This is a genomic window from Pseudomonas sp. FYR_7 (genome assembly GCF_043106155.1).
Taxonomy (GTDB): domain Bacteria; phylum Pseudomonadota; class Gammaproteobacteria; order Pseudomonadales; family Pseudomonadaceae; genus Aquipseudomonas; species Aquipseudomonas parafulva_B.
In genome coordinates this window covers 166,832-187,869 of sequence record NZ_JBICMI010000053.1, presented here as the reverse complement: position 1 = coordinate 187,869, position 21,038 = coordinate 166,832, and the positions used below count along the sequence as shown (strand labels likewise).

The 21,038-nt window shown below is 62.4% G+C and carries 23 protein-coding genes and 1 riboswitch; of the genes, 12 read left to right on the top strand and 11 right to left on the bottom strand.

Translation table 11 applies throughout. The features are described from left to right. From ACF8R3_RS14225 to ACF8R3_RS14210, 4 genes are all read right to left on the bottom strand, one after another. On the bottom strand, nt 1-387 hold the full coding sequence (locus tag ACF8R3_RS14225; RefSeq protein WP_196186236.1) for a cobalamin biosynthesis protein: 387 nt from the start codon (nt 385-387) through the stop codon (nt 1-3). Then, nucleotides 384-1,082 (bottom strand): CbtA family protein, encoded by a 699-nt coding sequence (locus ACF8R3_RS14220; protein WP_392515758.1) that lies wholly within the window; start codon nt 1,080-1,082, stop codon nt 384-386. Before ACF8R3_RS14220 ends, ACF8R3_RS14225 begins: the two co-directional genes overlap by 4 nt. 9 nt (nt 1,083-1,091) lie before the next feature. Next, complete coding sequence (locus ACF8R3_RS14215; protein WP_058637748.1) at nt 1,092-1,283, bottom strand: CbtB-domain containing protein; 192 nt, start codon at nt 1,281-1,283, stop codon at nt 1,092-1,094. Nucleotides 1,284-1,370: 87 nt separating this feature from the next. Continuing rightward, nucleotides 1,371-1,594: riboswitch (cobalamin riboswitch) on the bottom strand. A gap of 54 nt (nt 1,595-1,648) precedes the next feature. Beyond that, on the bottom strand, nt 1,649-2,128 hold the full coding sequence (locus tag ACF8R3_RS14210) for a GNAT family N-acetyltransferase (protein ID WP_058605007.1): 480 nt from the start codon (nt 2,126-2,128) through the stop codon (nt 1,649-1,651). Between the two features lie 134 nt (nt 2,129-2,262). On the opposite strand from ACF8R3_RS14210, the gene ACF8R3_RS14205 reads away from it, so the two are divergent. From ACF8R3_RS14205 to ACF8R3_RS14190, 4 genes are all read left to right on the top strand, one after another. Then, nucleotides 2,263-2,886, top strand: a complete 624-nt coding sequence (locus ACF8R3_RS14205) for a LysE family translocator (protein ID WP_058605006.1) — start codon at nt 2,263-2,265, stop codon at nt 2,884-2,886. Between the two features lie 20 nt (nt 2,887-2,906). Continuing rightward, nucleotides 2,907-3,827, top strand: coding sequence for an alpha/beta fold hydrolase (locus tag ACF8R3_RS14200; protein ID WP_392515757.1), 921 nt, complete (start codon nt 2,907-2,909; stop codon nt 3,825-3,827). Between the two features lie 45 nt (nt 3,828-3,872). Beyond that, the gene (locus tag ACF8R3_RS14195; RefSeq protein WP_078478600.1) at nt 3,873-4,736 is read left to right on the top strand and encodes a pirin family protein; all 864 of its coding nucleotides are present in this window, start codon (nt 3,873-3,875) and stop codon (nt 4,734-4,736) included. Between the two features lie 217 nt (nt 4,737-4,953). Continuing rightward, nucleotides 4,954-5,214, top strand: a complete 261-nt coding sequence (locus ACF8R3_RS14190) for a DUF1652 domain-containing protein (protein WP_058605004.1) — start codon at nt 4,954-4,956, stop codon at nt 5,212-5,214. A 33-nt stretch (nt 5,215-5,247) separates the two neighbouring features. Here the strand turns inward: ACF8R3_RS14190 and ACF8R3_RS14185 are convergent, their stop codons facing one another. After that, entirely contained in the window at nt 5,248-5,535 is a 288-nt protein-coding gene (locus tag ACF8R3_RS14185) for a hypothetical protein (protein WP_049695925.1), read from the bottom strand. Nucleotides 5,536-5,677: 142 nt separating this feature from the next. Further along, nucleotides 5,678-6,325, bottom strand: a complete 648-nt coding sequence (alkB, locus tag ACF8R3_RS14180) for a DNA oxidative demethylase AlkB (RefSeq protein ID WP_196126073.1) — start codon at nt 6,323-6,325, stop codon at nt 5,678-5,680. Between the two features lie 171 nt (nt 6,326-6,496). On the opposite strand from alkB, the gene ACF8R3_RS14175 reads away from it, so the two are divergent. From ACF8R3_RS14175 to ACF8R3_RS14140, 8 genes are all read left to right on the top strand, one after another. Beyond that, nucleotides 6,497-7,240 carry a gluconate 2-dehydrogenase subunit 3 family protein gene (locus tag ACF8R3_RS14175; protein ID WP_078478601.1) on the top strand — a complete coding sequence of 248 codons (744 nt, stop codon included), beginning with the start codon at nt 6,497-6,499 and terminating at the stop codon, nt 7,238-7,240. A 3-nt stretch (nt 7,241-7,243) separates the two neighbouring features. Further along, nucleotides 7,244-9,028, top strand: a complete 1,785-nt coding sequence (locus tag ACF8R3_RS14170; protein ID WP_392515756.1) for a GMC family oxidoreductase — start codon at nt 7,244-7,246, stop codon at nt 9,026-9,028. A 12-nt stretch (nt 9,029-9,040) separates the two neighbouring features. Beyond that, nucleotides 9,041-10,342, top strand: a complete 1,302-nt coding sequence (locus ACF8R3_RS14165) for a c-type cytochrome (protein WP_392515755.1) — start codon at nt 9,041-9,043, stop codon at nt 10,340-10,342. Nucleotides 10,343-10,518: 176 nt separating this feature from the next. Beyond that, nucleotides 10,519-11,538 carry a LacI family DNA-binding transcriptional regulator gene (locus tag ACF8R3_RS14160; RefSeq protein ID WP_058637741.1) on the top strand — a complete coding sequence of 340 codons (1,020 nt, stop codon included), beginning with the start codon at nt 10,519-10,521 and terminating at the stop codon, nt 11,536-11,538. 74 nt (nt 11,539-11,612) lie between these two features. Further along, complete coding sequence (locus tag ACF8R3_RS14155; protein WP_078478604.1) at nt 11,613-12,401, top strand: sugar phosphate isomerase/epimerase; 789 nt, start codon at nt 11,613-11,615, stop codon at nt 12,399-12,401. Then, nucleotides 12,394-13,359, top strand: coding sequence for a sugar kinase (locus ACF8R3_RS14150; RefSeq protein ID WP_196126069.1), 966 nt, complete (start codon nt 12,394-12,396; stop codon nt 13,357-13,359). Before ACF8R3_RS14155 ends, ACF8R3_RS14150 begins: the two co-directional genes overlap by 8 nt. A gap of 43 nt (nt 13,360-13,402) precedes the next feature. Beyond that, entirely contained in the window at nt 13,403-14,707 is a 1,305-nt protein-coding gene (locus ACF8R3_RS14145) for an MFS transporter (protein WP_196126068.1), read from the top strand. Then, nucleotides 14,704-15,666, top strand: coding sequence for a D-glycerate dehydrogenase (locus ACF8R3_RS14140; protein WP_058637737.1), 963 nt, complete (start codon nt 14,704-14,706; stop codon nt 15,664-15,666). Before ACF8R3_RS14145 ends, ACF8R3_RS14140 begins: the two co-directional genes overlap by 4 nt. 24 nt (nt 15,667-15,690) lie before the next feature. Here the strand turns inward: ACF8R3_RS14140 and ACF8R3_RS14135 are convergent, their stop codons facing one another. The 5 genes from ACF8R3_RS14135 to ACF8R3_RS14115 form a co-directional block, all read right to left on the bottom strand. Continuing rightward, entirely contained in the window at nt 15,691-16,641 is a 951-nt protein-coding gene (locus ACF8R3_RS14135) for an endonuclease (RefSeq protein ID WP_058637736.1), read from the bottom strand. A 122-nt stretch (nt 16,642-16,763) separates the two neighbouring features. After that, complete coding sequence (locus tag ACF8R3_RS14130) at nt 16,764-17,759, bottom strand: aldo/keto reductase (protein ID WP_058637735.1); 996 nt, start codon at nt 17,757-17,759, stop codon at nt 16,764-16,766. 94 nt (nt 17,760-17,853) lie between these two features. Beyond that, entirely contained in the window at nt 17,854-18,705 is an 852-nt protein-coding gene (locus tag ACF8R3_RS14125) for a LysR family transcriptional regulator (protein ID WP_196126065.1), read from the bottom strand. 79 nt (nt 18,706-18,784) lie between these two features. Continuing rightward, on the bottom strand, nt 18,785-19,969 hold the full coding sequence (locus ACF8R3_RS14120; protein ID WP_178102732.1) for an MFS transporter: 1,185 nt from the start codon (nt 19,967-19,969) through the stop codon (nt 18,785-18,787). 159 nt (nt 19,970-20,128) lie between these two features. After that, nucleotides 20,129-21,010, bottom strand: coding sequence for a LysR family transcriptional regulator (locus ACF8R3_RS14115; protein WP_058604991.1), 882 nt, complete (start codon nt 21,008-21,010; stop codon nt 20,129-20,131). Between the last annotated feature and the right edge of the window lie 28 nt (nt 21,011-21,038).

Sequence of the window (21,038 nt, the reverse complement as noted above, 5' to 3'; positions counted from 1 at the left end):
TCAGTGAGCGATGGCCAGGGTCGCAGGGCCCAGCGTTCGACGCGTGACCAGCAGTTGCGGGTCGCCATTGTACTGGTCAGCCATGGCCAGCGCTGCACTCTCTGCCACGCCCCAGCACCCGCTGTGCGCATAGGCGACGGCTGAGCGATGGCTCAGATGCGTTTCGAAGCGATTCAAGTGCGGTGCAGGGTAGAACACCAAGGGCAGCGCCAGGTGGCTGGCCAGTGCATGCAGCCCTGGCTCGTGCGCCTTGAGATCGATGCTGGCGATACCGTGAAGGTGCGTAGTGTCCAGGCCTCGCTGGGCGAGGCCTTGTTCGAGCAAGGTCAACAAGCTGTCCATCGGGCAACCCCTGCGGCAGCCAAACCCTACGTAGAACGGCTTCACTCTGGTCGGCTGAAGCGGCGATACAGCGCTGCGCTGATCAGGCCAAGGGCAAGCCAGAATGCTGCATTGGTGAGCCAGGACGCCAGCTGGAACTGAGTCTCCAGCGCCGCTGGAGCCAAACTCTGGTGCACTTCAGGCTGAGGCGCACCCATCACGTGCGGCAGCAGCAGGACAATGACACCCACCCCCTTCAAGGCCCAGTGGCGGGCAAATACCAGCAGTGCCAGGCCCACGGCCGTGGCACCCGCGGCGCCAGCCCACCAGACCTGGCGTTGCGCCAAGTCCGCCGCAGCGGTGCCCGGCAGCTCCGGCGGCAGCCCGAGCGTGGGCGCCAGGCAGAACACGGCGAAACCGGCCAGGCCCCAGGCAGCACCACTGGCCGTGGTGCGCGGTTGGCGCAGGCTGTACAAGCCAGCCAGTATCAAAGCGAACCCCACCGCCACGACCAGGTTGCCGCCGGTGGTCGAGAGCGTGCGCTGCCAACCCTCTTCGGGTGACCAGGCCTCGTCACTGTGCTCATGGGCAGCCTCGGTATCTTGGGCATGGGCATGGGCATGGGCATGTGCCGGGGCCGATGCCTCGTATGTCTCCGCTTCCAGGATCAGCGGGCTGACCCACAAACTTTGCAGCACGGTCAGCAGCAGTGCCGCCAGCAGTCCGCTGAAGCCCGCCGTACGGGCAATGTGCGTGATCATGGGTGGCACTCAGTGGCAGGGGAAGGCGGCGCTGTGACGGGTGTCATGCGCAGCGTTGTGAACGGCTTCGATGTGCGAGAAACCGGCAAAGTAGACCAGGCACAAGCCCAGCAGGCTGGCGCTTACAGCGACGACAATGCGTTGGCTGAGGGATACGGGGGCAACGATGCTGGTAACGTGCGGGCGGGTTGTGATGGGCATTGGCGCCTTCCTCTGCGTGTTGGGGACGGGCAGGCGCGGCAGCTGCAGGCGATACCCGCAGGAATGCGACAGCGCCCGCCCACCGCGGGATGTTGATGGACGCCAGGCCGGTCTCCGGGCTTGCGAGGAGGAGTGTATCTCCTGGGCAGCGTCACCTTCCCATGCTGAATTTCCTGGCACAGTGGTAAAGACGCCTCACTCGCTTACCGTTGCGGGGGCAGCACCGGAATAGTCAAAGCCTGCCTGACAGGCCTGTGACGCACCGATTTCCCGTTTCACCCTCTTGGGGCACCTGACGCAATGCGATAGAAAAGCACGAGCGCTGCGCTGCGTCAAATGCACAGGCGAGGCGGGCAAGCGCTCGATCATTGCTGAGCGAAGGCGATTAGCCGCTCACCATCGAGCCGATACCGCAGCCACTCGTTCTGCGGTTGCGCCCCCAGTGCGTCATAAAACCCAATGGCCGGCTCGTTCCAATCCAGCACACTCCATTCCAGACGGCCGCAGCCTTGGGCAACCGCCTGCTTGGCAATGTGCCTGAGCAACTGACGTCCGGCGCCATCGCCACGGTCGTTTGGGGTGATGTAGAGGTCTTCCAGGTAGATGCCATTGCGCCCAAGCCAGGTCGAGTAACTGTAGAAGTAAATGGCAAAACCAATCGCACGGCCCTCACGTTCGGCCATCAGGCAATGAACGGTGCTGCCTGCGTCGAACAGGCTGCGCTCGATGTCCTGGGGAGTGGCCAGCACTTCGTCGCGGGCGCGCTCGTACTCGGCCAATTCGGTAATGAAATCCAGAATCTGTTGGGCGTCAGTGCGTAGGGCAGGGCGAATTACAAGACTCATCGAGCGCTTATCCTTTATCGGCTGCGAGTGGTACAGCTATGTGTATCTGCAAAATTCTCTGTATCTGTACTGCAAGGGTGAAGCGTGCACTGGGCTAGTGTGAACCCTTTCCTGAACCCAGTGGAATACCCGTCATGCTTGCCTCGCTCGACCTGCTGATCGCCTTCGTCCTGTTCGCATTCGTTTCTTCCATCACTCCTGGGCCCAACAACACCATGCTATTGGCTTCGGGCGTGAATTTCGGTGTGCGCCGCTCGGTGCCACATGCGCTGGGCGTCAGCGTAGGGTTCATGGTCATGGTGCTTGCCGTCGGCCTGGGCCTGGGAGAGGTGTTCAAGGCCTGGCCTGCGCTCTACACCGTACTGCGCTATGCCGGAGCGGGCTATCTGCTTTACCTGGCTTGGAAAATCGCCACCTCAGGGCCGGTTGGCACCGCTTCTACGGCAGAGCCCAAGCCTATTGGCTTCTGGGCCGCGGCTGCTTTCCAATGGGTCAACCCGAAGGCCTGGGTCATGGCCATCGGCGCAATAACGACCTATACCCCGGCGCAAGGCTACGTCGCTAACGTGGTGGTCATCTCCGCCTTGTTCGCTTTGGTGAACCTACCCAGCGTGGGGGTATGGGTCATGTTCGGCAGTGCGCTGCGCGGTCTGCTGCAGAACCCGCGCTGGCTGATGCTGTTCAATGTCCTGATGGCTGCACTGCTGGTCATTTCTCTCTACCCGCTGCTGTTTGTAGAATCGGCGTTTCACCCTTGATGCAGAAGGCAGCGCCCATCATGCAACTGATACCGTGGTCCCACGACTGTAGCGAAGGGTTCACCCTGCGCGGCTGGCGCAGCGAGCCTACAGGGCGACCTCTGCTGCACGTTCTGCACGGCAACGGGTTCTGCTCGCTGGCCTATCAACCGTTGCTGATGCACCTGGGCCAGCACTTCGATCTTTGGCTCAGCGACGTCCAGGGGCACGGGGACAGTGACCACGGCGGCCCATTCCGTGGCTGGAACCGCACGGCAGCGCTGGCCGCCGAAGCCTTCAGCGCACACGTGGCTGAGTATGGCAACGTACCCCGGCTTGCCATCGGTCATAGCTTCGGTGGAGTGCTCACCGGGTTGCTGCTGGCCAATGAGCCGCAGCTGTTCGAGCGCGCGGTGCTACTCGACCCGGTGATCTTCAGCCGGCGCATGCTGTTTTCGATGAAGCTGGCCGCCTGCTTCGGGTTGAATCGGCACCATGCGCTGGCGCGCAAAACGGCCGGCAGGCGCAGCACCTGGCCGGACCGCCCCTCAGCCATGACTTCCTTGCAAGGGCGGGGCATTTTCAAAGGCTGGACCGACGCGGCATTGCAGGCCTACGTGGCGCACGCGATCGCCGAAGGCGAAGGGGGTGTAATACTCAAGTGCCGTCCAAGCCGCGAAGTGGACATTTTCAGTAGCTATCCGTCCCACCTGTGGTCGAGCCTGGCGCGTATCAGCGTGCCGACGCGTGTGGTGTACGGCAGCCAGACCTACCCTTATGTACAGGCCTCGGCGATACGGCTGGCAGCGCTCAACCCTCATGTCAGTGCGCAGCAGGTCGCTGGCGGACACTGTTTCATGCAGGAAAATCCTGAGGCTGCGGCGCAGGAGGTGCTGGCTTTCCTCCGATCCAGCGTCCTACCCATAGAACACGCTGGGCCGTTCCAGGTAGCTAGCCCGTGAGTCGATGCAACGTTATCGTGGCACCCGCACGTTGAGGAGCGCACGATGAAGACAATTTTGAATACCCATTCCAACCCTGCCGGGCACTGGGTCGGCGATGGCTTTCCGGTCCGCAGCCTGTTCACCTATGACGACGACGTCAGTCGCACCAGCCCGTTTCTGCTTCTCGATTACGCCGGCCCCCACACCTTTGCCTCCACCTCGGCGCGCCGCGGGGTCGGATCTCACCCACACCGGGGTTTCGAGACGGTCACGATCGTGTACCAGGGCGAACTCGAGCACCGCGACTCCACTGGCGCTGGCGGGGTCATAGGACCGGGTGACGTTCAGTGGATGACCGCTGCAGACGGCATCGTTCATGAAGAGTTTCATTCACGTGGGTTCGCCCGCAGCGGCGGCGTGCTGGAGTCGGTGCAACTATGGGTGAACCTTCCGGCCCGGTTCAAGCGCGCGCCGGCCGGCTATCAGACTCTGGCCAGCGCCGATATCCCCACGGTGGACTTGGGTGCGGGCGTGGGCAGCCTGCGTGTGATCGCAGGAGAGTATCAAGGCGCGAGCGGCCCGGCTCGCACTTTCACGCCAATGGACGTGTGGGACCTGAACCTTGAGGCCGGCGCCATACTGGTGCTGCCCGTCCCGGCAGGCCGCACGGCTGCAGTGGTGAGCCTCCAAGGCGGTGTGCGGCTGAACCAGGTCTGTGAGGCTGGCCCGTGCTCGGTGACGATATTGGCCCGTGACGGCGCCGACGTGCTGCTTGAAGCCCCGCAGGACGCTCGTGTGCTGGTGCTGAGCGGCGAGCCTATCGACGAGCCGGTGGTGGCATATGGCCCCTTCGTGATGAACACGCGGGATGAAATCATCGAGTCCATCGAAGGGTTCAAGTCAGGGAAGTTTGGCCGGATGCCCTGAACGCGCACCGTCCAAGGGCGCTAACCACCACCCGTCGCACCGATTCGATACGGCTCGAACTACCCAGCACTCGGCGTGTTCTTCAACTAAGGTGCAGATGGAACCCAGCACTTCGATACCGCATCGTTGCATGCGCCCCGACAGGTTCCTCTTCCTGTGATCCTGTGCCTGACACCCAGGCCTATTCACCCACAGCTAATCCAAAGAGGGCTCTGCCATGTCTCTGATAGGCGTATCGACACTGGAACTGCGACAGATGATCGAGCAGGCCTGCTTGCCAGATCGGTGTGAAATCAGCTGCGCCGACGGCGCACACCTGACCATCCGCCTTGGAAATGGTCAGGATCTGACACAAGCCGTCACGCTTTGTGATGTCCCGCTCAGCAGCCTCAACAGCAGCAGGGACCTGGTCAATCTGGTCGGCCAATTACACGCAATGCGCGACGGCGCTCCCGTGTACTCGAAGAAGTTGGCCTGACAGCGCGGCGCAACCGACGCTTCTAACCGCCCGTCACTGCAGTTCGAGCAGAAGGTTGAGCCCACCGTCGCCGCACTTGCCCTGGTCTCTGACAACGCCATGGTAACTGCGTCCGTCCCAGATGAATGCGACACTGTGCGCTCGGTGCACCTTATTGGGCAGGGGCGGGCAGATGTGCAGGCGCAGTGCAGGCCGCCCTTGAAGGTTGAGCGGTGCGAGCTGGCACTGGCACTCGACACTTTGCGCCACGGGTCCGAACAGGGTATCGCGGACGTAGTCAAGTTGTACCGATGCATTAGGAGCGCGGCCTGGCATTCTCATGGACGCTGCTCTCTGACCGTGGTACGTGCTGGGGCATGTCGATGTGTCATGACGATCTCCTTTAGGGAAGAAACGTGAGGAGGCTGCAGGCTGCATGGGAGTTCAATCCTGCTTCATGCGTTCAATTCGATTGCGTTGGCGTTCAGGCGCCTGCCTTGCGAAACGTCAGGTTGATGCGGCGCGGGCCCATGCGCGGATGCACGCCAGGCTTGATGGGCAGTACACCATGAAAGCGTAGACGGTCTTCACCCCCCCACACCAGCACATCGCCATGATTCAAGGCAATACGCTGGGTTCTGTCTGAACGTTGCAATCCACCCATCAGGAATACGGCAGGCAAACCCAACGAGAGGGACACGATGGGTTGGCTGAAATCCTTTTCGTCGCGGTCCTGATGCAGGCTCAGGCGGATACCTGGCTGGTAATGATTGATCAGGCACGCATCCGGTACGAAGCCCTCGAACCCTGCACGCGCAGCGCACTGCGTGGCCAAGGTCAGCAGTACAGGCGGCAGCGCCGGCCAGGGTCTACCCGACAGCGGGTCCACGGGGCTGTATCGGTAACCGCGTTCGTCACTGATCCAACCCAGTGCGCCGCAGTTGGTCAGGCCCACGGCCATGTTCAAACCGCCAGGGGTACGCATGTGCCGCCAGGGCGCGCAACGCAGTATCGGGCGAAGCGCATCCAGCACGTGCTCGACATCTTCCAGCGCGACGCCTGGCAACAGTACTGTGCAGGGTGCCAGGTGCTGCGGTTGGGCCCCGAACAGGTCCAGATCGGATTGAATCATCAGTCTGAGTATTCCAGTTGGCCTGTTACCCAGCAGAGGAAAGCTGGAGTTCATGGGTGTTCACTATCGGTGAGCCACCAATTAATTCAAAACGTTTCTGAACGCCATCCGTCTGTTAATGGTCTTCATCGTGCCGTGGCCGCGGTAGCCGATTGATGATGAGGATTACACATGTCTGAGCACGTACCGGACAACCCCCGCAGGGACTTCCTGCGCAAGACCCTGACCTTGATACCAGTGGTAACGGTGGCCAGTACCGGCATTGGCCTGGGCAGTGCCACCGCACTGGCCGAGCCGGTACGCCAGCCCGACCAGCCCGAATCCAAGCCCGCTGCCACTGCCTACCATCCTGCGTTCTTCACCCCAGAGGAGTTCGCTTTTGTCCAAGCAGCGGTCAGCCGTCTCATTCCAGCCGACGAGCTAGGGCCTGGGGCCCTCGAGGCCGGCGCTGCGCAGTATATCGACCGCCAGATGGGCACTGCTTACGCCAGTGGCGGGCTGTGGTACATGCAAGGTCCGTTCAAGGCCGATGCGGCGCCAGAGCTTGGCTATCAATTGCAACTGACCCCGCAACAAATTTATCGCCTAGGTATCGCGGGTGTTCACCAATGGTGCCTGGCCAACGGTAACAAAGCCTTCCACGCGCGCAGCCCCGAGCAGCAGGACAAGGTGCTGGCGCAGCTGGAATCTGGCGAGCTGACTTTGCAGGACGTGCCGGCCAAGGCATTTTTCAGCCTGCTGCTGCAAAACACGCGCGAAGGCTTTTTCTGCGATCCGGTGCATGGCGGCAACCAGGGCATGGTCGGCTGGAAGCTGATCGGCTTTCCCGGCGCGCGGGCCGACTTCATGGATTGGGCCGAGCGCAACGAGCGCTACCCGTTCCCCCCCGTATCCATTCGCGGCGAGAGGGCCTGAGCCATGGCCAATGCATTGAAGAAGGTGGACGCCGTGATCGTCGGCTTTGGCTGGACGGGGGCCATCATGGCCAAGGAGCTGACCGAGGCCGGCCTGCACGTGGTTGCGCTGGAGCGCGGGCCCATGCAGGACACGTACCCTGACGGCAGTTATCCGCAAGTCATCGACGAGCTGACCTACAGCGTGCGCAAGAAACTGTTCGTGGACCTTTCCAAGGAAACGGTGACCATACGCCATACCGTCAACGATGTAGCGCTGCCGTACCGCCAGCTGGGTGCGTTCTTGCCTGGCAAGGGGGTGGGCGGTGCCGGTTTGCACTGGTCGGGGGTGCACTTTCGTGTCGACCCGATGGAGCTGCGCATGCGCAGCCACTACGAAGAGCGCTACGGCAAATCGTTCATCCCCCAGGACATGACCATTCAGGATTTCGGCGTCAGCTACGAAGAACTGGAACCCTACTTCGACTTTGCCGAGAAGGTGTTCGGCACCTCTGGCCAGGCCTGGACGGTCAAGGGTGAGCTGGTCGGGCAGGGCAAGGGCGGCAACCCGTTTGCCCCAGACCGCTCCAATCCGTTCCCGCTGCCCTCGCAGAAGAACGTGGTGTCGGCCCAGGTTTTCCAGAAGGCCACCGCGTCGTTGGGCTATCACCCTTACAACCTGCCCTCGGCCAACACATCCGGCCCTTACACCAACCCGTATGGCGCTCAGATGGGACCGTGCAATTTCTGCGGCTTCTGCAGCGGCTACGTGTGCTACATGTATTCCAAGGCGTCGCCCAACGTGAACATCCTGCCAGCGTTGCGCCAGGTGGAGCACTTCGAGCTAAGGCCCAATGCCCATGTGCTGAAGGTGAACCTGGACGACAGCAAGCAGCGTGCGACCGGCGTGACCTATATCGACGCCCAGGGCCGTGAAGTCGAACAGCCGGCTGACCTGGTGATCCTGTCGGCCTTTCAGTTCAACAATGTCCGCCTGATGCTGCTTTCTGGCATCGGCAAGCCCTACGACCCGGTCAAGAATGAGGGTGTGGTCGGGCGCAATTTCGCCTATCAGAACATGGGCACCGTCAAGGCCTTCTTCGACAAGGACTTGCACACCAACAACTTCATCGGCGCCGGTGGCAATGGCGTGGCGATCGACGACTTCAACGCCGACAATTTCGACCATGGCCCCCACGGCTTCGTCGGTGGCTCACCGATGTGGGTCAACCAGGCAGGGACGCGGCCCATTGCAGGTGTAGGCAACCCCCCGGGCACCCCCGCCTGGGGCAGTGCCTGGAAAAAGGCCACGGTTGACTACTACACCCATCAGATCTCCATGGATGCGCACGGCGCGCACCAGTCTTACCGCGGCAATTACCTGGACTTGGACCCAACCTACCGTGATGCCTATGGCCTGCCGCTGCTGCGCATGACCTTCGATTGGCAGGAAAACGACATCCGCATGAATCAGTTCATGGTCGGCAAGCTCAGCGCCATCGCCAAGGCCATGAACCCCAAGGCCATTGCGGTGCTGGGCAAGCAAGTGAACGAGCATTTCAATACTGCCACCTACCAGACCACTCACCTCAACGGTGGGGCGATCATGGGGACTGACCCTAAAACCAGCGCCTTGAACCGCTATTTGCAGTGCTGGGATGTGCACAACGTGTTCGTGCCCGGGGCTTCGGCTTTCCCGCAGGGGCTTGGCTACAACCCGACCGGCCTGGTCGCTGCGCTGACCTACTGGTCGGCGCGGGCCATTCGTGAACGGTACCTGAAGAATCCCGGCCCCCTGGTGGCGGTGTAAGGAGCGATGAGCATGAACAGAATGTTGATCGCCACCGTCCTGATCGGTGTAGGCATGACGGCGCAGGCAGCGCAGGACGAGCCGGCGCTGGTCAGCCAGGGTGAGTACCTGGCGCGGGCAGGAGACTGTGTGGCGTGCCACACGGCCAAAGACGGCAAGCCGTTCGCAGGCGGGTTGCCGATGGAAACGCCGATCGGCACGATCTATTCGACCAATATCACGCCCTCATCCGAGGGCATTGGTCATTACAGTTTCGAAGATTTCGACCGTGCCCTGCGCCATGGGGTCCGCAAGGATGGCAGTACGCTGTACCCGGCCATGCCATACCCGTCCTATGCCCGGTTGACCGAACCCGACATGCAGGCGTTGTACGCCTACTTCATGAAAGGCGTGGCGCCCGTGCAGGAGCCGAACAAGGACACGGACATTCCTTGGCCCTTGAGCATGCGTTGGCCGTTGTCGATCTGGCGCAGTGTATTCGCCCCGGACCCTGAACCCTGGCAGCCATTGCCCGAGCGGGATCCGGTGGTTGATCGCGGAGCTTACCTGGTCGAAGGCCTGGGCCACTGCGGTGCCTGCCATACCCCAAGGGCACTGACCATGCAGGAAAAAGCGTTAAGTGCAGAGGAGGGCGATGCCTTCCTGGCCGGCAGCGCGCCGCTCGAAGGTTGGGTGGCGAAGAATCTGCGAGGCGATCACAAGGATGGCCTGGGCAGTTGGAGCGAGGCGCAACTGGTGCAGTTTCTCAAGACTGGCCGCAGTGACACCAGTGCCGTGTTCGGTGGCATGAGCGATGTGGTGGAGCACAGCATGCAGTACATGAGCGACGCCGACCTGACGGCCATCGCGCGCTACTTGAAGACCTTGCCGCCCAGCAATCCGAATGACACGCCCCACGTCTATGACCGGCAAGTAGCGGATGCGCTGTGGAAGGGCGACGACAGCAAGCCTGGGGCTGGGGTGTATATCGACAATTGCGCCGCCTGCCACCGTACCGATGGCAAGGGATACACGCGCGTCTTTCCAGCGCTTGCCGGTAACCCGGTGGTGCAGACCCAGGATGCTACCTCGTTGATCCATTTGATCCTCAAGGGCGGGACCCTGCCTGCGACCCGCACTGCGCCCTCGACCTTCACCATGCCGGCCTATGGCTGGCGCCTGAGCGATCAGGAGGTGACTGACGTGGTCAACTTCATCCGCACCAGTTGGGGTAACCAGGGGGAGCCTATCGAGGTCAAGGCGGTGAAAAAGCTGCGCACAAGCGACATGAAGCAGACATCGGGTGATGATCTGGGGCAGGTGACTGAGCATTAAAGTCCGGCAAGCCGGTCGACCCTCAAATCGCGCTTGCGAGGTGAGGGTCAAGACGGTATCTACCCGGAAACAAGCGGCACGGAGGATTCCCGATCAACGGTAGATTGACGCGCACAGACGTTTTTGTTCTAGTGAAACCGGTTTCATCATGATCACAACAACCATAAGGTCCCATCATGAGCCCAGCACCCGCGCCAGTGCGCGACCGTGTCACCATCAGCGAGGTGGCCCGTGTCGCAGGCGTCTCGAAGGCCACCGTTTCCCGGTACATCGGGGGCGATCGCCAATTGCTGGCCGATGCCACCGCCCAGCGCCTGGGCGAGGTGATCGAGCAGCTTGGCTATCGGCCGAACCAGATGGCGCGCGGGCTCAAGCGCGGGCAGACACGGCTGATCGGCATGTTGGTCGCCGATATTCTCAACCCCTATTCGGTCGCCGTTATGCACGGCGTGGAGACGGCGTGCCGCCAGCATGGCTACAGCCTGGTCGTGTGCAACACCAACCGCGATGACGAGCAAGAGCGCCACCACCTGCGCGCCTTGCAGTCTTACAACGTGGAAGGACTGATCGTGAACACCCTGGGCCACCACCCGGGTGAGTTGCTTACCGTCATGCGCGACCTGCCCATCGTGCTGGTCGACCGGCAGTTGCCTGAGCTCAACGCCGACCTGGTCGGCCTGGACAATGCGCACGCGATGCAGCAGGGTATCGAGCATCTACACGCCCGTGGTTACCGAAACATTCTCGCCATTACCGAGCCGCTGGACGGTACCAGCTCGCGAGCCGAGCGCGTCCAGGCGTTGACAGCCCTTGTCCAAACCCGTGCTGACATGCAGTGCCAGGTGGTGCCAACCGGCCCTGAACTGTCGCAAGCGCTCACCCGCTTCTTGGGGAGCGACGGCACCCGTCCCAAGGCACTTTTCACCCTCAATGGCGTTGCGACGCTGGCGGTGACCACCGCATTGCGCGAGGCCGGGCATGCGCTGTTCGGTGAGGTCGGGGTGATCGCATTGGACGACCTTGACTGGTATCCCTTGGTTGGCAACGGCATCACGGCCCTGGCGCAGCCCACCGAACGCATCGGTATGGCAGCCTTCGAACACTTGCTCAGTCGCCTGCACGGTGAACAAGGCGTCGCCCGGCGCATCGATTTCAAAGCGTCGCTGATCATACGAGGTTCCACCCACCCACGCTGAACACAACGGCGGCCTGGGCCTTGCCCGCGATGCCTGTCGCTTAAAAATGAAACCGGTTTCATAGGACAATAACAATGCATGCAAATCCTGTTTCCATCAGCCTGTCCAGCTACGGCGCAGACTTCGTCCGACACCGCGGCCAGGAGCAGTTCATCGATCTGCTGGCCAGCGCCGGGGCAAGCCGCGTGGAGTTACGTGAGGAGTTGTTCCCATGCCAGCCCGACCCGACTGCCCTGGGTGCATTCATCGCCGGTGCAGGGCTGCAATGTCTGTACTCCACGCCGCTAGAGCTCTGGTGCGCCCAAGGGGTCCTCGCGCCCGAGTTGAAGGCCAAGCTGCGCATCGCCAAGGCACTTGGGGCTGTGGCGGTCAAGGTGTCCTTGGGGCAGTACCGAGCTGACGTCGACATGCGGGCATTACGGGCGCTGCTGTCCGAGGACGGCCCGGTATTGCTGGTCGAGAACGATCAGACTGAGCACGGTGGGCGGATAGCGCCGCTTGTGTGTTTCTTCGAACAGGCACAGGCATGCGGTGTGCGCGTCGGCATGACGTTCGACATCGGCAACTGGCAGTGGCTGGACGAGCCTGTGCTGGAGGCCGCCAACCGGCTTGGACGTTGGGTGGAGTACGTGCATTGCAAGGCAGTGATACGCCATGCCACCGGGCGCTTGGCTGCCGCGGCACCTCAGGCGCCCGACCTTGAGCACTGGCAGCAGATACTGGCCCATTTCACACCTGGGGTGGTACGCGCGGTCGAATACCCGCTGCTCGGCGAAGACTTGTTGACCGTAACGCGCAGCCATGTACGTCAACTGTCCGCACTGGGTGCGCGCCATCACGCACGGGAGCTGAGCCATGCCTGATCATGACGTGTTGTGCTTCGGCGAGACCATGGCCATGTTCGTGGCCGACGATGTGGGGGATCTTGCACAGGTCGGGCGGTTCGGCAAACGCATTGCCGGCGCCGACAGCAATGTCGCCATCGGGTTGTCGCGGCTTGGCTTTGGGGTGCGCTGGATCAGCCGGGTAGGCAACGACTCGCTGGGGCGCTTCGTGCTCGATAGCTTGCGTGCAGAAGGGCTCGACTGCGCGGATGTGCAGGTTGACCCCACTCATCCTACGGGTTTTCAACTGAAGGCGCGCTGCGATGACGGCAGTGATCCGGTCGTCGAGTATTTCCGGCGTGGCTCGGCAGCCAGCCACATGAGTGCTTCGATGCTGGATCCTGCCTGGCTGAGCGCGGGCCACCTGCATGTAACCGGCATTCCGCTGGCGCTGTCGGATGGCTGTCGGACGCTGGCCCAGGCGTTGGTCAGCCAGATGCGCACAGCCGGTCGCACCATCTCATTCGACCCCAACCTGCGCCCGACGCTATGGCCCGACAAGCAGCGCATGATCGAGGAGATCAACGCCATTGCTGCCCAGGCCAACTGGGTGTTGCCGGGGCTGGAGGAGGGGCGTCTGCTCACGGGGCGTCAGACACCTGCCGAGATCGCCGGCTTTTACCTGGACCTTGGTGTGGACCTGGTGGTGATCAAGCTGGGCGAGGCGGGCGCCTATTACCGCAGCGCCAACGACGAGGGCCAGGTCGCGGCCGTACCCGCGCCATGGGTGGTCGACACCGTGGGCGCTGGCGATGCCTTCGCCGTCGGTGTGCTCAGCGCCTTGCTCGAAGGCCAGCCCGTCGTGCACGCCGTTGCCCGTGGCAATTGGTGCGGCAGCCGCGCCGTGCAGTCGCGCGGTGACATGGAGGGCTTGCCGCGCCGGCAGGACCTGACGGCATACGAATTCCCACATAACCCTGAAATACGCACGGCCTGAATCACCTGTCGCACAAAAACAACAAGCTCAGGAGAAACTCACCATGAAACGTACAAGCCTGGCGCCACGCCGCTGGTGGTACATCATCCCCATCGTGTTCATCACCTACAGCCTTGCCTACCTAGACCGTGCCAACTACGGCTTCGCAGCAGCATCGGGCATGGCCGAAGACCTGCACATCACCCCTGTGCTGTCCTCGCTACTGGGTGCGCTGTTCTTTCTGGGCTACTTCTTCTTCCAGGTGCCGGGTGCTATCTATGCCGAAAAGCGCAGCGTCAAGAAGCTTATCTTCGTCTGCCTGATCCTGTGGGGTGGGCTGGCCACGCTGACCGGCATGGTCAGCAACGTGTACATGTTGATCGGCATCCGTTTTCTGCTGGGCGTGGTGGAGGCGGCGGTGATGCCGGCCATGCTGGTCTACCTGTGCCATTGGTTCACCCGTGCGGAACGCTCGCGCGCCAACACCTTCCTGATGCTGGGCAACCCAGTGACCATCCTGTGGATGTCGGTGGTATCGGGCTACCTGATCAAGCATTTCGACTGGCGCTGGATGTTCATCATCGAAGGCTTGCCGGCGGTGCTCTGGGCGTTTTGCTGGTGGCGCCTGGTCGATGACCGGCCTGCGCAGGTTTCCTGGCTGAGCGAGCAGGAGAAAAATGATCTGCAACAGGCACTGGCAGCAGAGCAGCAGGGCATCAAGCCGGTCAAGAACTACCGTGAGGCGTTTCGCTCGCCGCAGGTGATCATCCTGTCACTGCAGTATTTCTGCTGGAGCATTGGCGTATATGGCTTCGTGCTGTGGCTGCCCTCGATCCTCAAGCAGGCGGCCAACGTCGACATCGTCGAGGCCGGCTGGCTGGCCTCGGTGCCTTACCTGGCGGCGGTGATCGCCATGGTGGGCGTCTCCTGGGCCTCTGATCGGATGCAACGGCGCAAGCGCTTCGTGTGGCCACCGCTGCTGGTGGCGGCGCTCGCTTTCTACGGCTCCTACGCATTGGGGACCGAACACTTCTGGTTGTCGTACGCCCTGCTGGTGGTCGCCGGGGCCTGCATGTATGCCCCCTACGGTCCGTTCTTCGCAATCGTGCCCGAGATTCTGCCGGCCAACGTGGCCGGTGGCGCCATGGCCTTGATCAACAGCATGGGCGCGCTGGGCTCATTCGGTGGCTCGTGGCTGGTGGGATACCTCAACGGCGCCACGGGTAGTCCCGCAGCGTCGTACCTGTTCATGTGTGGCGCGCTGCTGTGTGCCGTTGCCCTGACCGCAGCGCTGAACAACTCAACCACCTCCGGGCGCGCCAAGACGCCTTGCCTGCGTCCGGCCACCCCCTTCAGGAACCCAACATGAAAAAACGCATCGTGTTGTACAAGGCGTTGTCCCACGACTTGCTCGCGCGCCTTCAGGCCGCGGCAGAGGTCACCACCGTCGACCTGGCCCGCCCCGATGGGATGGCGCGCTTGCGTGATGCGCTGCCCGGCGCCCACGGCCTGCTAGGCGCCAGTTTGCGCCTGGATGCCAGCCTGCTCGACCTGGCGCCCGAGCTTGAGGTCATTTCCAGTGTGTCGGTGGGCGTGGACAACTACGACATCACCGACCTTGATCGACGCGGCATCGTGCTCACGAATACGCCCGATGTGTTGACCGAAACCACGGCCGACACTGGCTTCGCACTGATCCTGGCCACGGCCAGGCGGGTGGTGGAACTGGCCAACTGGGTGCGCGATGGTCATTGGCAATCAAGCCTTGGCCCTGCGCAGTTCGGCAGCGACGTACACGGCAAGACGCTGGGCATCGTCGGCATGGGGCGTATCGGCGAAGCACTGGCGCGGCGGGCGGCCGCGGGTTTCGGCATGCAGGTGATCTACCACAGCCAGCGACCCAAGCCTGACGTCGAGGCCCGCTACGGGGCCAGACGCGTTGCGCTGGACGCGCTATTGGCGCAGGCAGATTTCGTCTGCCTCACCGTCCCGTTGAGCGCAGCTACCGAGGGGCTGATCGGGCGCAAGGAACTGGCGCTTATGAAACCTGCGGCCATCCTGATCAATATCTCCCGAGGGCGTGTCGTGGACGAACAGGCGCTGATCGATGCCCTCGAAACACGGCGCATCCGCGGCGCGGGCCTGGATGTGTTCGTTCAGGAGCCATTGGCGGTCGACTCGCCTTTGCTGCGGCTGGCTAACGTGGTGGCCACCCCGCACATAGGTTCGGCCACCGAAGACACCCGGCAAGCGATGGCGCGTTGCGCCGTGGACAACATGCTCGCCGCGCTAGCGGGTAGACGCCCAGCCAACGCGGTCAACGGCTGATGCGCCGCCGCTGAGGATGTTTGATCAGCGGCAGTTGCCGGCTTTGCGGTAGCCCGCTGCCTGGGCTTCTACCTCGGTCGCGAAGGCGACCTGGTTCTTGGGCGCGACCTGGTGATAGCCCGGGCACCCGACAGACAAGTGATACACGTGGCTGTTGCGGTTGCCCAGTACGGCGCCCACGGGGGCTTGGCTTGCTACGGTGGTACGGGCAGGCGCCGCCAGCGCTGGCTGCACGCCATCGCCCGTTGGGGTGTAGTTCAGGGTCCACTTGCGTTCGCCCGTGACGAACGGGTTGGCGTGGCCCATGATGGCGGAAATGCGTCTGTCGCGCTCTTTTTCCCAGGCTGAAACGGGGTGCTGGCGGTCCCATGCCATCAGCAGCTGTTGCTGTTGGCGAGACATGTTCAGGCGGTAGCGATCGAACATGTAGAACGTGGTACGGGCGACCAGGCCCTTGACTTCATCTCTGGGCTCGGCCGCGCGCTGGGCAAAATCCACCTTGGTCGTGCACTGGCCATATTCGCCCTGGTTGCCACTGACCATGCCGTAGTTGAAATTGCTGCGGTCACCGTTGACCTCACCCACGGCAGGGTAGAGGTTGAAGAGGTCGGCCTCCATGGCGCGGAATACCGGGTCGCTGTCCACACAGTGCTCCCGGCCGCCGTTTTTCCAGCACTGGCGTTGGTTGCCGAAGGTATGGGCCGGCACGATGTGCTCCCACTCGGTGCGCTCGGCGCGGTTTTGCTGTTTGCGGGTCTGGTAGCCACACGAAGCCGCGTCGATCCGTCCGCCTGACTTGCCTACCCATGTCCACTGGCAGCCGCAATACAGCTCGCCCATGGCGCTCTTGTCCTGGTCCATGTAGACCTGCTGCTTGGCCACGACCTTGGCTTCAGCAAAAGTGGAGGGCGGGTTTGCCCAGGCAGGGCTACTTAGAATCAGAAGTAGATGAAGGGCGTAACGCAATGATTTCATGGGTAAACAACACGCAGATTACTGGGGCGTGCATTGTAGTACTTCTACCCAGAGCAGACAGCACGCATTGACCACCACGCGTAGGAAAACGGGTGGCCAATGGTCGCAGGGAAGGCGTGATGCTATTTGAAACCCGTGACTGCATGGGGCACGTAGGGTGCCTCGAGTCGAGCGGTCTCCTCAGCCGTCAGGCGCAGGTCGATGGCGGCCAAGGCGTCGTCCAGGTGCGCGGGCTTGGACGCACCGACGATGGGCGAGCTGACCCCTTGCTTGCCCAGTACCCAGGCAAGCGCCACTTGGGCCATCGGCACGCCACGCTCCTGGGCAATCTGTTCGACCACGTCGATGACGCGTCCGTCTTGCGCCTCGGTTTTCTCGAAGAATGACTGCCCGGACAGATCGGTGCGGGTCCGTTCGGTCTGCTGCCCGTTGGGGCGGGTCAGGCGACCACGTGCCATGGGGCTCCAGGGCATGAGCCCGACGCCCTGATCCAGGCACAGGGGAATCATTTCGCGCTCTTCTTCACGGTACAGCAGGTTCAAAAAGTTCTGCATCGACACGAAACGGCTCCAGCCGTTGCTGGTGGCCACCTGCTGCGCCTTGGCAAATTGCCAGGCATACATCGACGAAGCGCCGATATAGCGGGCCTTGCCCGCCCTGACCACGTCATTGAGCGCTTCCATGGTCTCTTCGATGGGAGTGGTGTAGTCCCAGCGGTGGATCTGGTACAGGTCGACGTAGTCGGTGCCCAAACGCGACAGGCTGGCGTCGATACTGGTCATGATCGCCTTGCGCGACAACCCTTGCTCATTGGGACGGCTGGCGCCCTGCCACATGTTGGCCGGGTAGAAAACCTTGGTGGCGATCACCGTCTCGTCACGCCGGGTGAATTCCTTGAGCAGTTTGCCGAGGATCACCTCTGAGGTGCCCGCGGAATAGCTATTGGCCGTGTCGAAAAAGTTGATGCCCTGCTCGACGGCATGGCGAATGATGGGCCTGCTCGCGTCTTCGCCCAGTGTCCAGGGGTGCGTGCCGGCATCCGGCTCGCCGAAGGTCATGCAGCCCAGGCACAACCTGGAAATGTCCAACCCGGTGGTACCCAATTTCACGTATTGCATCAGTGTGTCCTCGTCAGCCTTTGAATAGGTGCAGCGTACCCGCGTTGGCCATGCGGGCAAATTCCGTGTTGCTGCAAGTGGGACCTGCAGGAATTCACAAGCGCAACAGGGGCTTGATCTGCTGGTGCAGGAAATCGGTCACTGCCTTTATCCGCGGCGTGGCGCGCACGTCTTCATGCACCGCCAGCCAGATCTCGATGCTGATGGTCTGCTCAGGCTGGCCAGCCACGGTCAACCCGTGCTCATGGGCCATGAAGGCGGGCAGGCAAGCGATGCCTATACTTCCGGCACACGCCTGGGCCTGGATGCGCAAGTCGTTGCTCAGCAAGGCGAAGGGTTGCTCGCCCGCCTGGCGGTTGAGCCACTGTTGCTGCGGTGAATGGGCCTGGGAGGCGTCATAACCAATGTACCGGCGTGCCGAACCGCTAGCTTGGTAATCGGCACTGGCATACAAACGATAGTCCAGGTGCCCGAGCAGGCTGACCACCAGGGTCGGCTCGGTGGGCCGTGACAGGACGATGCTGATGTCGGCCTCGCGCCTGGCCAGGGATGCCCGAGATTTGCTGCCCACCAGCCGCAGGCGCAGTTGGGGGTAGTGCTTGTAAAGGTCCCCCAGGCGCCTTGCGATGATGCTGCCCAGCAAGGCGGGCGGTGCCGAGATGATCACTTCACCTTCTACCGTTTGTTGACCGGCGCTGGCAAAGTGTTCGAGGGCGAAGGACGATGCGGCCATCTGACCGGCCAACTCGCCTACGCGCTCGCCATCCTCGGTGAGCACATAGGCCCGTGCGCGGCGGTCGACCAGCTTCAGGTTGAGCGAAGCCTCGAGAGATGCGATCCGCCGAGCGACGGTAGCGTGGTCGACTGACAGTACCCTGGCGGCGGCAGACAGCGACCCGGTCGCGCAGAAGGTCGAGAAATGGCGTAAGTCTTCCCAATCGAACATGAGCGGGCTCGGCAGTTATAGGTCTGAGAGGGCCAGACACCGTCTTGGATACCAGCCCGTGCGGGAATGTAGCCTTGGCTCAAGCGCCGCCTTTCATGCGCCGTGCGACAACATAGAGCCCCAGCCCCAGCAGCGCCATGGCAGCGCCGATGTAACCTGTACTGGTCCAGCCCAACCCCGCCGTGATCGCCATGCCTCCCAACCATGGGCCCAGGGCGTTGGCCAAGTTGAAGGCGGCATGGTTCGAGGCCGCTGCAAGGCTTGGGGCTTCGTGAGCGATGTCCATCAGGCGGATTTGCAAGGGCGCTGCCAGGGCGATCATGGTACCCACCAGGCCGATGCCCAGCAGCAGGCTCCACAGGTTCGCGGCGGCAAAGGTGAAGAACAGCAGGACCAACACCGACCACGCCAGCACCAGCCCCACGGCGCGGAACTGCAAGCGGTCGAACAATTTGCCGCCGACGATATTGCCGACAATGCCGCCCACGCCGAAGGCTGCCAGGCCGAACGGAATCCACTGCGGCGCCACGCGGGTCACTTCGAGCATGGTCGGGGCCAGGTAGCTGAACACGCAGAACATCCCGGCAAAGCCGATGGACGCAATGCCCAGCGCCATCCAGACCTGGGGCAAGGTGAAGGCCTTGAGCTCCTTGCGCGGGTCACTGCGCAGCTCATCATGACGCTGGGGCACGAAGCGCCACACCATGGCGATGGTGCACACGGCGATCAGCCCGACCAGCACGAACGCCGAACGCCAGCCAAAGTACTGGCCCAGAAAGGTGGCGATCGGGTTGCCCAGCAACATGGCCAAGGTAAGCCCCATCATGACCCGAGCCACGGCGCCTGCGCGCTGGTTGTTGGCCACCATGCTGGAGGCCACGACTGCGGCAATGCCAAAGTACGCACCGTGGGGCAGGCCGCTGATAAAGCGAAACGCGATCAGCCCGCCGAATGAAGGTGCGAAGGCGGTGGCCAGGTTACCCAGCGCGTACAGGCCCATCAGCAACAGCAGCATGTGCTTGCGCAGGATCTTGGCGCCAAGGATGGCCAAGGTGGGTGCGCCCACCATGACCCCCAGCGCGTAGGCGCTGATGGCATGTCCGACCTGAGGTTCGCTCAGGTTCAGGTTACTGGCGATATCCGGCATCAGGCCCATGATGGCGAACTCACCGGTGCCAATGGCGAAGCTGCCCAGCGCCATGGCGGCTTCCATTTTTACGACCGTGCTTTTGCTGGGCAACGGGGAGGGTTCTAAAACTGACATCTGGCTCCTTGAAACATGCTGAAACGTTCAAGGGATGATAATGGCAACGCGAACGGTGCGTCGAGCCGCGCCGACTCGCTCGCCGACGCAACCAGCGGTCTTCTAACGGGCGCAAAAGTAGGGCGAATGCGAGGTGGAGTACAGATGTACTCCATAGCGTTAGCGATCTAGATATTGACTCTGTCCGGCAAAGTCGATGAAGCGCTGGCTGGCCAGCGACAGGTACTCACCCGACCGCCAGCACAGCCGGAAACTCATCTGCTGGGCAGGCTCGAACGGCACACCGACGATACCTGGCGTTCGTAATTGCACGGAGCGCAGCAATGTGGCCACGCCCATGTTGTCCAGTGCAGCCTGGACCACCAACGAAACGAAATTGCTCTGCAATGCCACTTGGTAGGTAATGCCGTGTTCGGCAAAGAAGGCGTCGAGCAACTGGCGCTGCACGAATGTACGGTCGAACACCACCATGTCGGTGCTGCGCAGGTCTTCGGCAGTCAGGCTTGCCTTGCCGGCGTAGGGGTGATCCGGGTGCATGCAGGCCAGCATCTCGTCGCTGCCCAACAGGATCGATTCCTTATCCGCGGGCACGCGGCGGGACTCGAGCAGCGCCAGGTCGATTTCTCGTTGCTCTAGGCGCTGGCCAATGTCTTCGGCGCTGCCCTCGAACACGGTCATGGCGATGCCGGGATAAAGCCTGCGAAAGGCGTTCATCAACCCGGGCACATAGTGCAGGCCGAACATGGGCGGGATCCCCAGCCGCACTTCGCCGCGCTTGAGGTCGGCCATGTCACGCAGTGCCTGGCGGGCCACGTCCATCTCCCGCAAGGCTGATGCGATGCGGGGCAGAAATTGCTCGCCTTCCACGGTCAGTACCACCTTGCGCGTGGTGCGGTTGAACAAACTGACGCCCAGTTCTTCTTCAAGGCGGGTCACGGCCATGCTCAGCGCAGGCTGGGCGATATGCAGGTGCTGAGCGGCCTTGGTGAAGCTGCCTTGGCGGACGATTTCGACGCAACAACGCAGCGCCTTGAGATTCATTTAGGGCATTCCAGAATTGATAACGTTT